Raw genomic sequence first — 12,212 nt, 5'->3', positions numbered from 1 at the left:
AAACATACAGGCTGTATGCATCCAAGGAGGAAAGGGATGAAATCAACGAGCTATTACCCTGTCATCATGACCGACGACGTCGCCGGTTCCGCCCGCTTCTATTGCGCGCATTTCGGCTTCAGGGCAGTGTTCGAGAGCAACTGGTACGTACATCTGCAGTCGGAAGAGGAGAAGCATGTCGCTCTCGCCGTTCTCGATGGCAACCACGAAACCATTCCGGCTGCGGCTCGGGGCAAAGTGTCCGGACTGCTCCTCAATTTCGAGGTTGCCGATGTCGATGCGGTCTACGCTGCTTGCCGTAGCGCAAACCTTCCGATCCTGCAGGAGATCCGCGACGAGGATTTCGGCCAGCGGCATTTTATCACCGCCGATCCGAACGGCGTGCTGATCGACATCATCAAGCCGATCCCGCCGAGCGCCGAATTCGCGGCAATGTACGAGACATCTGAATTACCTGGCTGAGCCTCAGGCGCGGAAACCGGCGTCCTTTGCGGAAATCAGCTTGTGCAGATGCACCATCATACCCGCCGCGAAGAGGGGCGTCAGCAGGTTGACCACCGGGATCGCCAGAAAGAGGGCGATCACCAGCCCGCCGAGAAAGACCGTCGGCGCATGTTTGGTGCGGAAGAGCCGTGCCTCATGAGGCGGACGGAAGCGCATGGCGGCGAATTCGAAGAATTCCCGTCCGAGCAGGTAGCCGTTCACCAGAAAGAACGCGACCAGATTGACGCCGGGAACGAACAGTAGCAACAACGCCACGATATTGCCAAGGATCACAACCCCGAGAAATTTGATCGAGCTCGCCATCGCCGGGCCGAGCGGCATTGCGGCACCCGGCGCGTCGCCGGGATAGTCACGTTTTTCGATAACGTCGGCGACATCGTCGAGGAAAAGGCCTGCGATCAGCGCCGTCACAGGCGAAAGCAGCAGCGCCAGCACGAGCGCAAGGCCGATCCCGGCGAAGATCGCGAAAACCAGCGCGAACCACCCCGCCCAGTCCGGCATCTCGGGAAAGAAGCTGGTGAGCCAGGGAAAGAGAAAGGCCATGAAGGCCCCGCGTAGCGCGAACCAGAGGCCGACGAGGACGAGAAGCGTCAGGCCGAGCACTTTCCAGAAGACCGAGCGTGTCTCCGGCGCGAACAGATTGGCGAGCGAAAGGCGTGCGGCATCAAGAATCATTTCTTCAGCGTCTCCGGTTACGCAGAAGATGTAGGAAAGGCGAATGCTACCGACAAGAGAGAATAAAATTGCATGCTTTAATAGAAACTTGTCGCAATATTAGAACGAATATAATATTATCGGACGCAGAAATACGAGCCTGAGAAGCAGCTTCCGAAAATAGTTGCAAAGACAAAGGGTCGCGTTAGCGCATCCACGGAACGCCTCTGAGGAAATACGGGGAGGCTGATGTGGAAGACTTTGTGCACAAACTCAGGCAATACGTAAAAAGCGGCACACCGGCCGAGCGTCGCATCGCGAAATATTTCTCCGAGCACCTCAACGACCTGCCGTTTGAGACGGCAGCATCTGTCGCCGACAGGCTGGACCTCTCGCCGATGACCGTTGGGCGCTTCCTGCGCGCGCTCGGCTACCAGGGTTTGGACAGCGTCAAAGTGGAAATTCGCGAGACCGTGACGACATCGCCGGCGCAATTGCAGAGCGCCATGAGCGAGCTGCATGCGGACGCCGCGGAGGGCAAGCCGCTTGCCGTGCTGGTTGCCGAGCAGATCCAGGCCCTGCATCACATCTATCATCTGACGGCGCAGCCGCTTTGGGCCGAAGCCGTCCGCCTGATCAGCACGGCCCGCGAAGTATCGATCGCCACCCATGCGCGGCTCGCAAGCCTTGCCAATCACTTCTGCCAGCGGCTGACGCAGGCCCGCGATGGCGTCCGCACGCTCGATGCCACCGACAACCGTTTTGCCGAACTCTTCGCCCGGCAGGCCGTGGACGACGCTTTGCTCGTCATCATCGATTGCCGCCGTTTCGCCAAGGCGCGGCTGCTTGCCAGAACCGCGCGGCGCTACGGCTACAAGGTCGTGCTAATTTCGCCGCAGCAAGCAGACTGGATGGCGGATCAGTCAAACGTCATGCTGTCCTTGCCGCCGGCACGCGCCCCTGATCTCGACAATCTTCCGCCGCTGATTGCGCTGCTCGATTGCCTGTCCGAATCCGTCATTCTCGAAGTCGGAGAGGAGGCAGCCCTCCGCCGCCGCCGCATGCTGGAATTTGCGACCGTCCTCGGTGAAACCGCGAACCACTAGATGTGAGCTTTCAGAACATCGCTTCCAGTTCGGCGCGGTGCCGGTGCATGGCCAGAAGACGGCGATAGTCGCGGTCGTAAAGCGCCTGTTTTGCCTTGTCTGGAAGCCGTTCGTCGCCACCCGGATACATCGCTTCGCCGGCTGCCGCCAAATTCTCGTGCAGGCCGCAGGCGACGGATGCCGCAATCGCCGTGCCGAGCAGCACCGCCTCGTTCATCTTCGGCACCACGACCTTGCAGCCGGTGGCGTCGCTATAAAGCTCCATCAGCACCGGGTTCTTCACGTGTCCGCCCGCGATATGCAGCGTATCGGGCACCTGGCCATATTCCTTCATCGTCTCCAGGATATGGCGGATCCCGAGAGCGATCGCGACTGCAGACCGCCAGTAGAGCGCGCAGAGCCCGTCGAAGGAGGTGTCGAGCGTCAGCCCGCTGATCACACCGACGGCATGCGGATCGGCAAGCGGCGAGCGATTGCCGTGAAAGTCTGGCAGCACAAAAATGCGCTCGCCGAAAGCGTTGCCCTCCTCTGCCCGCAATTCGGCGATGCGCGCGACGATCTTCTGGTGCAGCGCCGCCGTCGGCTCGCCGCCGGCCGCATGCATGCGCACGATATGGTCGAGCAGCGCACCGGTCGCAGATTGCCCCGCCTCCACCAGCCAGGACTGCGGGAAGACAACCTCATAATAAGGCCCCCACATGCCGTGGCTCGGCTTACACTCCTGCGAGAAGGCGACGATGCAGCTCGACGTGCCGGCGATCAGTGCCAGCTTAAGCTCACGTGTTACAGGATCGGCGGCATAACCGCCGAGCGCCCCGAGCGCGCCGGCATAGGCGTCGATCATTCCCGCCGAGACATGGCACTCCGTGGTCAGCCCCAGCGCCTCGGCCGCATCAGCCGTCAGCCGGCCTATACTGCCGCCGACCGGCACAGTCTCATCCGGTAGCCCGCCGCGGGCCTGAAGATCGTCGAGCCCGATCCGCTGCAGAAAATCCTGCTGCCATCCCTTTTCGAGATGGGCGAGATAGTTCCATTTTGCCGTCAGCGTGCAGCGAGAACGGGCAGTCGATCCCGTCGATTTCCAGGTCATGAAATCGGCAAGATCGAAGAAATAGCCCGTCTTTTCCCATGTCGCCGGCAGCTTCTTCTTCAACCACATCAGCTTCGGCATTTCCATTTCCGGCGACATGACGTGCCCGGAATGTTCGAGCACCCTGTGCTCCGTCGCCGTGCAGAAGTCGGCTTCCTTCAGCGCCCGATGATCGAGCCACACGATGGTGTCGAAACGCTGCTCGCCGCTGGTGGATACACTGATCTGCCGGCCTTCGACATCGCGGACGACGAGCGAACAAGTCGCGTCGAAGCCGATTGCTCCGACCGAGGCGGCGGCGATACCGGATTGGTCCATCGCCCTGCGCACCGCGGTGCAGGCGGCCGACCAGATATCTTCGGAATCGTGCTCGGCGTGGTTTTCACGCGGCCGGTTCATGACGATGGGATGTTCCGCCTTGGCCAGCAGACGGCCGCTGGCATCGAAGACGCCGGCGCGCGCGCTGCCGGTGCCGACATCCACCGCAACCACATGATCACGCATCAAATCTCGGTCCCGTCCAGCTTATGGTTGCGGACAAGGTGTATCAAATCCGGCATGGCGTCAAACACCACATCAGGCGAAAGCCGGTCGAGTTCGGCCCGGTATCCGGCGAAATTCGCATGCGATCCGCCGGTGAAGGCAAAGACCGTCATGCCCGCCGCCTTGGCGGCGGCAATTCCGGCCGGACTGTCCTCGATGACAAGGCAGGATCCCGGCTCGACATGCATCTGTCGCGCCGCGTGGAGGAAGAGATCGGGCGCCGGTTTGCCGCGCTTGACCATCGTCGCGCTGAAAATGTCGGGGAGCCTGTCGAGAAGTCCGGTGACGGACAGCGACAGCCGGATTCGCTCCATCTGGCTTGATGAAGCGACACAGCAGGGAATGCCGAGCCCGTCGATCGTCGCCGCAATGCCGCCGATCGGCTTCAGCTCGGTGCGGAACCGCGCGTAGAGATCGGTGCGGATGCGCTCGAGGAATTCTTCGCCGGCGTGAATATTGAACTCGGTTTCAAGCGTATCGATGAGGGTTGCCAGGCTGCGACCGAGAAAACGCTCATAGGCCTGGTCTTCGGTGATCGAAACGCCGAGATCGCTCATCGCCCGGACGAGTACGCTGATCGAGATCGGCTCGCTGTCGACGAGCACCCCGTCGCAATCGAAAATGACCAGCCGTGGTTCAGCATCAGCCATGAAAGACCCAACCTGACTTCAATTCAGACTCGTGATCATGCCGCTTCGCCCGCAAAGCGGGATGGATGGCGCCAGCCGATGTCGCCATCCGCATTCCCTTACATTGCGAGCTTGTCGTCGAGATAGAGCTGCAGCGTTTCCCGCGTACCCTTTTCCCACAAGGTTTTAAGAGCATGAGCGAACCGTCTTCGGAAAAGGTCCGATTTCGCCACCTCGCCGAAAATATCATCAAAGGCAAGGAAGGCCGACGGATCGTCCTTTGCCTTCAGGGCCGCCGCGTGCAGGCGCTCGGCGCTGGCGTCGTTGAAGACGATATCCTTGCCGCTGTCGGTCTTGCCGGCGAAATAACGGCACCAGAGCGCCGAGACCAGCGCCAGGCCGATGACGTCCCTGCTCTGGCGCAGATTGTCGAGCGTCGACGGCAGGATGAACTTCGGCTGGCGGTTCGAGCCGTCCTGCGCCAGACGCGGGATGGTGTCCGCGATCTTCGGATTGAGAAGCCGATGCTCGATGAGAGCAAAATAATCCGTCAGCGAGGTATTCGGCACCGGCGGTACGATCGGAATGATCTCGTCCTTCTCAAGCTTGGCCAGGAAAGCCCGGATCAGCGGATCTTCCATCGCATCATGCACGAAATAAATGTCCATCAGCGCCGCTGGATAGGCGATCGCGGCATGTCCGCCATTCAGGATGCGGATCTTCATATGCTCGTAAGGCGTGACATCGGGAACGAAGGTGACGCCAACCTTTTCCAGGGCCGGGCGGCCAGCCGTGAACTTGTCTTCGAGCACCCACTGCTTGAATTCTTCGCAATAAACCGGCCAGTTATCCTCGATGCCGAAATTGTCCCTGAGGAAATCGATCTCCCGCTGGCCGGTCGCCGGCGTAATGCGATCGACCATCGCGTTTGGGAAGGCGACGTTAGCCCTGATCCAGTCGGCAAGGGCGGCATCCGAAAGGGCGGCTGTGCCGATCACGGCATTGGCGGTGACGACGCCGTTATGAGGAATGTTGTCGCAGGACATCACGGTGAAGGGCCCGATGCCCTTGTCCTTGCGCGCCTTCAGGCCGGCAACGATCAGACCGAAGACCGTCTTCGGAGCACCGGGATTTTGTCCGTCGGCGGCGATAGCAGGATGGGCCGGATTGAACGTGCCTGACGCATCGATGAAATAACCGCCCTCGGTGATCGTCAGCGAGACGATGCGGATCTCAGGATCGGCAAGCCTGGCGATGATGGCGGCGGGATCGCCCACCGGCAGAATATCGATCATCGGGGCGGTCACTCGCGCCGCCGTTTTGTTGTTGTCCTGCTCCACCACCGTCGTCAGGAAATCCTGCGCCGCAAGCTTCTCGCGCATGGCGGCATCCGATGGCAGAACGCCGGCACCGACAATTGCCCAGTCGTGATCGACGCCGTGGTTGAAGAGATCGTCGAGATAGATCGCCTGATGGGCGCGGTGGAAATTGCCGACGCCGAAGTGCATGATGCCGGCATTCAGCGACGCCCTCTCATAGGAAGGGATGGCGGCAGTGCGCGCCGCGTCCGAAAGCGTTGCCAGCGATAGTTTGCACGTCATGTTTCAGTCCTCTTGAAGGTCTTGCCGAGACGGCCGGGCGCCATCGCCCGGCTCGCATGCCTGCCCCCACCCGGCCGCCTGCTCAGATGGCAAGGCCGCCCTCGTTGAATTTATGAATGCGCGAACGATCCGGCGTCAGATAGACCATATCGCCCGCCTTGGCGGCGAAATCGCCGCTGCCGCGCGCCGTCACCATGCCGATCCCCTCGACATCGATATGCAGGAACGTATCGGAGCCGAGATGCTCGGCGACCACGACCCTGCCCTTCCAGTCGCCGCTCTCCATCGACAGCAGCATGTGTTCGGGGCGGATGCCGATCGTATGCGCGCCAAGCACGGCAGCATTCTGACCCTTGATGAAATTCATCTTCGGCGAACCGATGAAGCCGGCGACGAAAAGGTTGCGCGGGCGGCTGTACAGTTCGAGCGGCGAGCCGACCTGCTCGATATTGCCCCTATTGAGCACGACGATTTTGTCGGCCATGGTCATGGCCTCGACCTGGTCATGGGTGACATAGATCATCGTCGTCTTCAGCTGCTGATGCAGTTCGCTGATTTCGAGGCGCATGTTGACGCGCAGAGCGGCGTCAAGGTTCGACAGCGGCTCGTCGAACAGGAAGGCCGAAGGCTGGCGCACGATGGCGCGGCCGATCGCGACGCGCTGGCGCTGACCGCCGGAAAGCTGGCGCGGCTTTCGCTCCAGATAGTCCGTGAGATTGAGCACCCGCGCGGCATCCGTCACCTTGCGGTCGATCTCCGCCTTGTCGACGCCTGCCATCTTCAGCGGGAAGGCGATGTTGTTGCGCACGCTCATATGCGGATAGAGCGCATAGGATTGGAACACCATGGCAAGGCCACGCTCGGACGGCGCTTTTTCGGTGGCGTCCTTGCCGTCGATGACGATCTTGCCTCCGGAGACGTCCTCGAGGCCGGCGATCAGCCTGAGCAGGGTGGACTTGCCGCAGCCGGACGGACCGACGAAGACGACGAATTCGCCGTCGTTGATATCGAGATCGATCGAAGGGATGACCTTGGCTTCGCCGAAGACCTTGGAAACCTTCTGAAGGGTAATGCTGCCCATGTTTGTCTCCCTTTTCTTATTTCACTGCGCCGAAGGTCAGGCCGCGGACGAGTTGCTTCTGGCTGAACCAGCCGAGGATCAGGATCGGCGCGATCGCCATAGTCGAGGCCGCCGAAAGCTTGGCGTAGAACAGGCCTTCCGGGCTGGAATAGGAGGCGATGAAGGCCGTCAAGGGCGCTGCCTTTGAGGCGGTGAGGTTGAGCGTCCAGAACGCCTCGTTCCAGGCAAGGATGATGTTCAGAAGCAACGTCGAGGCAATGCCGGGCACCGCCATCGGCGTCAGCACGTAGACGATCTCCTTCATCAGCGACGCTCCGTCCATGCGGGCTGCTTCCAGGATCTCGCCGGGGATTTCCTTGAAGTAGGTGTAGAGCATCCAGACGATGATCGGCAGGTTGATCAGCGTCAGCACGATCACCAGCCCGGTGCGCGTGTCGAGCAGACCAGAATTGCGGAACATCAGATAGATGGGGATGAGCGCGCCGACGGGCGGCATCATCTTGGTCGAGAGCATCCACATCAGCACGTCCTTGGTCCGCTTGGTGGGCGCGAAAGCCATCGCCCAGGCGGCCGGAATGGCGATGACCAGCCCGATCAGCGTCGAGCCGAAGGAAATGACCACCGAGTTCATGAAGTGGCTGAGATAGTTCGACCGGCTCTGCACTTCCGCATAATTTTCCGTCGTCCAGTGGAAGAACAGGAACTGCGGCGGCGAGGCAATGGCATCGGCTTCCGATTTGAAGCTGGTCAGGAACGTCCAGAGGATTGGAAAGAAGATCAGGATGCCGAGCGTCCAGGCAATCGCGGTCATGATGACCTTGCGCTGAGTTGTGACTTTTCTGGCCATCTCAAGCCTCCAGATTCTTGCCGACGAGGCGGACGAGGAAGATCGCGACGATGTTGGCAAGCACGACCGCGACAATGCCGCCTGCCGAAGCGCCGCCGATATCGAACTGCAGGAGTGCCTGCGCATAGACGAGATAGGTGAGATTGGTGCTGTCGGTGCCCGGCCCGCCATTGGTGGTGACGAGGATTTCGGCGAAGACCGAAAGCAGGAAGATCGTCTGGATCAGGATCACCACGGTGATGGCGCGCGCCATGTGCGGCAGGATGATATAGATGAATTTCGAGATTGCTCCGGCGCCGTCCATTTCGGCGGCCTCCTTCTGCTCTTCGTCGAGCGACTGCAGCGCCGTCAACAGAATGAGGGTGGCAAAGGGCAGCCACTGCCAGGCGACGATGAGGATGACGGACAACAGAGGCGCATTCGCCAGCCAGTCGATCGGCTGCAGGCCGAGCGCCTTCGCCAGATGCGCAAACAGGCCGTTGACCGGGTTCATGAACATGTTCTTCCAGACGAGTGCCGCCACTGTCGGCATAACGAAGAACGGCGCGATGACGAGGATGCGCACGATGCCCTGGCCGTACATCGGCTGGTCGAGCAACAGCGCAAAGGCAATTCCGCCGACGACGGTAACGACGAGAACGCCGGCGACAAGCAGCAGCGTATTGATCAGCGCGGCGATGAAGGCCGGATCGGACAGGAAATATTCGTAGTTCAGCAGGCCGACAAAGCTCTCCATGCCGGGGCTGAGCAGATTGTAGTTCAGCAGCGAGAAGTAGATCGTCATCGCGAGCGGAACGATCATCCACGCAAAGAGGAACAGCACGGAGGGCGCAATCATCAGGCGCGCCGCGGAGCGAGTATGTGTTGTTGCCATGGCAATCACCGATCTGATCTGAAGCAGGGAGCGGCCGCAAGGCAGCTTTAATCTGAAAAGAGGCCGCCGATGCGGTTCGGGCAATCGGCGGCCCAGAGGGGCGGATTGTCAAGGATCCGCCTCTTCTCAGGAGGTTTTATTTAATGTAGCCGGCTTTGGTCATTTCGCGGGTTGCCAGCTGCTGTGCGCTCTTCAACGCCTGATCGACCGAAATCTGGCCGGCAAGGGCTGCCGAGAACTGCTGGCCCACCGCCGTGCCGATGCCCTGGAATTCCGGGATCGCCACGAACTGGACGCCGACATAGGGGACCGGCTTGACGGTCGGCTTGGTCGGGTCGGCCGAGTTGATCGAATCGAGCGTCATCTTGGCGAAGGGGGCAGCCTTCTGATACTCCGCATTCGCATAAAGCGAGGTGCGGGTGCCGGGAGGTGCATTCAGCCAGCCTTCCTTCTCGGCAACAAGGTTGGTGTAGTCCTTGCTCGTTGCCCAGGCGACGAATTTCTCGGCGGCTTCGACCTTCTGCGAGCCTGCCGGAATAGCGAGGTTCCAGGCCCAGAGCCAGTTGCCGCGCTTGCCGAGGCCCTTGTCCGGAGCGAGCGCGAAGCTGACCTTGTCGGCGACCTGCGACTGCTTCGGATCGGAGACGAAGGACGCGGCGACCGTTGCATCGATCCACATCCCGCACTTGCCGGTCTGGAACAGCGCCAGGTTCTCGTTGAAACCGTTGGAGGAGGCGCCCGGAGGGCCGGCTTCCTTCATCAGGTTGACGTAGAAGGTCAGCGTGTCCTTCCACTCGGGCTGATCGAACTGCGGCTTCCACTTCTCATCGAACCAGCGCGCCCCGAAGGAGTTCGACATCGCCGTCAGGAAGGCCATGTTTTCGCCCCAACCGGCTTTGCCGCGCAGGCAGATGCCGTAGATTTCCTTGTCCTTGTTGGTGATCTTCTTCGCAGCGTCTGCGATGAAGTCCCAAGTCGGCGCATCGGGCATCTTCAGACCGGCGGCGTCGAAAAGATCCTTGCGGTACATGACCATCGAGCTTTCGCCATAGAACGGCGCTGCATAGAGCTTGCCGTCCATGCTGATGCCGCTGCGGATGGCCGGCAGCAGGTCGTTGACGTCATAGGCGTCGCCGAGGTTGTCGAGCGGCAGCAGCCAGCCCTGCTTCGCCCAGATCGGAACTTCATAGGTGCCGATCGTCAGAACGTCGTACTGGCCGCCCTTGGTCGCGATGTCGGTCGTGACCTTCTGGCGCAGCACGTTTTCTTCGAGGGTGACCCATTCAAGGTCGATGCCGGGATTCTTCGCCTTGAAATCATCCGTCAGCTTCTGCATCCGGATCATGTCGCCGTTGTTCACGGTCGCGATTGTCAGCGTTTCGGCCGAAGCCATGCTGGCAAACGCCAATGCTGAGCAGGCGCCCAGCAGGAAAGTTCTCAATGTCATATCTTCCTCCCAGAAGACGAGATGTGAGCATTAGCTTTGCTCATGAGCAATTACTCACAACTCGACGAAAAATGTCAATCGGCAATCGTTGCTGCGATGCCGAAGACAAAGGTCTTCCCTTTGATTTGATTGAGATATTTTTTGCTCAGCTTTTGAGCAAAAATTCGGCCGTCTCTTCGTCGGTGATCAGAGCGTTGATCTGATGGCCGACAACGGCCGCTCTGATCGCCTTGAATTTGCGCTTGCCTTTGGCGAGCCCGATGACCATCGATGCCTCGCGGGATGGGATCGGCGCCGAGGCGACGCGCTCGTTGATCGGGTTGTCGAGCAGCTTGCCGTCGACATCGAAGATCCAGCCGCAGATTTCACCGACGGCGCCCCCGCGCATCAGTTCCATCATCTCGTCCTTTTCCAGAAAGCCGTCGACGCAGAGCGGCCCGTCGATGCCGAGCTCGCCGATGCCGACGAAGGTGACGTCGGCCTGCGCGCTCATGTCGAGCGTCGAGCGCACCAATTGCTGGCCATGCAGCAGCTCCCGTTCTTCGGCCGAGGTGACGAGCACCGGCAGCGGCATCGGATAGTGCCGCGCCTTCACCGCATCCGCCATGCTGAAGATGACGTTGTAATAGGCGGCCGAACCGTCCGGCGCGATATTGCCGGTCAACGAGACGATCCGGTGATTGGGACATTCGATCGCCGGAAGCTGGTCGACCGCCGCCTTCAGCGTGCGGCCGGTGCCGACCGCCAGCACGATCGGTTCCGGCCGCTTCAGCCAGCGCTCGATCTCGGCCGCACCCGCCTCGGCGATGCCGACGGTGGTCGATGAGGAACCCGCGTCGCTCGGCACCACCTCCACATGTTTCAGCCCGAATTTTCGCCGCAGCTGGTTGGCAAGCTCGAGGCAGGCGGCGATCGGATGGTCGAGCCGCACTTTGATCAGACGCTCGGCGACCGCAAGCGAGACCAGCCGCTGCGCCGATTGCCGTGAAATGCCCATCGCGGCGGCGATTTCATCCTGCGTGCGTCCGGCGACGTAATAAAGCCAGCCGGCACGGGCTGCATCGTCGAGCCGTGCAGGGGTCTCTGATCTTTTTGCCATCTACTGCCTACCGCGCAAAATGAGCCGGCTTGCCGCCGCCGGCTCGATGTGAGTCTCTATGCGCCAGATCAAAACAAAATTCCCGAAAATGTCGAGCCTGTTGACGCCACCGCTCAGGCAAACCATTGCATGACGAAATAAATCGACGCCTTTGCGAGACCGTAGATCACGCTGCCGGCAATGACGAGCGACACGGTCGTCATGATAAAGCCGATGAGCGCGAAGAGCCCGTCACGCCCCATGATGCCGAAAGCGAAGACCGAGATGGTGATCGCCGGCAGGATGTTGCCGAGCGGAACCGGCAGAACCAGCACGATCGAAAGCAGCAGACAGGCAGGGCCGGCGAAATATTCCGCCGGCGGCTCGGCGAAGATCGCAAGCCGCGGCTTCAGCATGCGCTCCGCCCAGGCGAGCCAGCGGTGGATGCGGCCGACGATGGTCTCGAAGTCTTCCCGCCGCATCGACCGGTTTGCGATCGCCTTCGGCAGCCAGGGTTTCAGCCCGAAGGTCAATTGCACCGCCAGGAGAACCAGCGGCGCGCCCAGCACTGCCGAGGTGCCGGGCGGGGTGGGAAAGGCGTTCGGCAGCGCGAAGATCAGCATCAGAGCACTGATCGCCCTGTCACCCATCGTCTCGAACAGATCGCCGATCGAGATCCACTGCCGGCTTCGGTCGCCTGCCAGCTGCCGCAGGACCGCTGAGAGGCGGCGGCCTTTGGGACGTGGCGGACGGGGTCT

Annotated in this window: 12 protein-coding genes; 2 read left to right on the top strand and 10 right to left on the bottom strand. The window is 61.0% G+C overall.

Annotation, left to right across the window (positions count from 1 at the left end):
• The first annotated feature begins 36 nt into the window (after positions 1–36).
• Positions 37–462 (top strand): VOC family protein, encoded by a 426-nt coding sequence (locus tag HJC04_RS12555; RefSeq protein WP_210629753.1) that lies wholly within the window; start codon positions 37–39, stop codon positions 460–462.
• Positions 463–465: 3 nt separating this feature from the next.
• Here HJC04_RS12555 and HJC04_RS12550 read toward each other — a convergent pair whose 3' ends face one another.
• A complete protein-coding gene (locus HJC04_RS12550; RefSeq protein ID WP_210629752.1) occupies positions 466–1,179 on the bottom strand; it encodes a sulfate transporter family protein in 714 nt (237 codons plus the stop codon).
• A gap of 230 nt (positions 1,180–1,409) precedes the next feature.
• Here HJC04_RS12550 and HJC04_RS12545 point away from each other — a divergent pair, with 230 nt between their 5' ends.
• Positions 1,410–2,264: a MurR/RpiR family transcriptional regulator gene (locus HJC04_RS12545; RefSeq protein ID WP_011426888.1), complete on the top strand. Its 855-nt coding sequence runs from the start codon at positions 1,410–1,412 to the stop codon at positions 2,262–2,264.
• Positions 2,265–2,274: 10 nt separating this feature from the next.
• On the opposite strand, the gene HJC04_RS12540 is transcribed toward HJC04_RS12545, so the two are convergent.
• The 9 genes from HJC04_RS12540 to HJC04_RS12500 all read right to left on the bottom strand — a co-directional run bounded on the left by HJC04_RS12540 (position 2,275) and on the right by HJC04_RS12500 (position 12,167).
• Entirely contained in the window at positions 2,275–3,858 is a 1,584-nt protein-coding gene (locus tag HJC04_RS12540; protein ID WP_221146346.1) for an FGGY-family carbohydrate kinase, read from the bottom strand.
• Positions 3,858–4,547 (bottom strand): HAD family hydrolase, encoded by a 690-nt coding sequence (locus tag HJC04_RS12535; protein ID WP_221146345.1) that lies wholly within the window; start codon positions 4,545–4,547, stop codon positions 3,858–3,860. Before HJC04_RS12535 ends, HJC04_RS12540 begins: the two co-directional genes overlap by 1 nt.
• A 98-nt stretch (positions 4,548–4,645) precedes the next feature.
• Positions 4,646–6,127: a mannitol dehydrogenase family protein gene (locus HJC04_RS12530; protein ID WP_210629749.1), complete on the bottom strand. Its 1,482-nt coding sequence runs from the start codon at positions 6,125–6,127 to the stop codon at positions 4,646–4,648.
• Positions 6,128–6,209: 82 nt separating this feature from the next.
• Complete coding sequence (locus HJC04_RS12525; protein ID WP_210629748.1) at positions 6,210–7,208, bottom strand: ABC transporter ATP-binding protein; 999 nt, start codon at positions 7,206–7,208, stop codon at positions 6,210–6,212.
• Positions 7,209–7,224: 16 nt separating this feature from the next.
• The gene (locus tag HJC04_RS12520; RefSeq protein ID WP_085860523.1) at positions 7,225–8,055 is read right to left on the bottom strand and encodes a carbohydrate ABC transporter permease; all 831 of its coding nucleotides are present in this window, start codon (positions 8,053–8,055) and stop codon (positions 7,225–7,227) included.
• A gap of 1 nt (position 8,056) precedes the next feature.
• A complete protein-coding gene (locus tag HJC04_RS12515) occupies positions 8,057–8,929 on the bottom strand; it encodes a carbohydrate ABC transporter permease (protein WP_085780200.1) in 873 nt (290 codons plus the stop codon).
• 136 nt (positions 8,930–9,065) lie between these two features.
• A complete protein-coding gene (locus tag HJC04_RS12510) occupies positions 9,066–10,376 on the bottom strand; it encodes a sugar ABC transporter substrate-binding protein (RefSeq protein ID WP_210629747.1) in 1,311 nt (436 codons plus the stop codon).
• 145 nt (positions 10,377–10,521) lie between these two features.
• Positions 10,522–11,475, bottom strand: a complete 954-nt coding sequence (locus tag HJC04_RS12505; RefSeq protein ID WP_064805109.1) for a sugar-binding transcriptional regulator — start codon at positions 11,473–11,475, stop codon at positions 10,522–10,524.
• Positions 11,476–11,588: 113 nt separating this feature from the next.
• Entirely contained in the window at positions 11,589–12,167 is a 579-nt protein-coding gene (locus HJC04_RS12500; protein WP_221123019.1) for an exopolysaccharide biosynthesis protein, read from the bottom strand.
• Positions 12,168–12,212: the final 45 nt, after the last annotated feature.

This window comes from Rhizobium sp. NLR8a, from assembly GCF_019685235.1.
Lineage (GTDB): Bacteria > Pseudomonadota > Alphaproteobacteria > Rhizobiales > Rhizobiaceae > Rhizobium.
The sequence above is the reverse complement of the archived record's forward strand: the minus strand, read 5'-3'. Positions and strand labels throughout refer to the sequence as shown.

Bases quoted from the DNA above. Each gene is read 5' to 3' on its own strand.
- HJC04_RS12555 (WP_210629753.1), top strand. From the start codon at position 37: ATGAAATCAACGAGCTATTACCCTGTCATCATGACCGACGACGTCGCC.
- HJC04_RS12550 (WP_210629752.1), bottom strand. From the start codon at position 1,179: ATGATTCTTGATGCCGCACGCCTTTCGCTCGCCAATCTGTTCGCGCCG.
- HJC04_RS12540 (WP_221146346.1), bottom strand. From the start codon at position 3,858: ATGCGTGATCATGTGGTTGCGGTGGATGTCGGCACCGGCAGCGCGCGC.
- HJC04_RS12535 (WP_221146345.1), bottom strand. From the start codon at position 4,547: ATGGCTGATGCTGAACCACGGCTGGTCATTTTCGATTGCGACGGGGTG.
- HJC04_RS12530 (WP_210629749.1), bottom strand. From the start codon at position 6,127: ATGACGTGCAAACTATCGCTGGCAACGCTTTCGGACGCGGCGCGCACT.
- HJC04_RS12525 (WP_210629748.1), bottom strand. From the start codon at position 7,208: ATGGGCAGCATTACCCTTCAGAAGGTTTCCAAGGTCTTCGGCGAAGCC.
- HJC04_RS12520 (WP_085860523.1), bottom strand. From the start codon at position 8,055: ATGGCCAGAAAAGTCACAACTCAGCGCAAGGTCATCATGACCGCGATT.
- HJC04_RS12515 (WP_085780200.1), bottom strand. From the start codon at position 8,929: ATGGCAACAACACATACTCGCTCCGCGGCGCGCCTGATGATTGCGCCC.
- HJC04_RS12510 (WP_210629747.1), bottom strand. From the start codon at position 10,376: ATGACATTGAGAACTTTCCTGCTGGGCGCCTGCTCAGCATTGGCGTTT.
- HJC04_RS12505 (WP_064805109.1), bottom strand. From the start codon at position 11,475: ATGGCAAAAAGATCAGAGACCCCTGCACGGCTCGACGATGCAGCCCGT.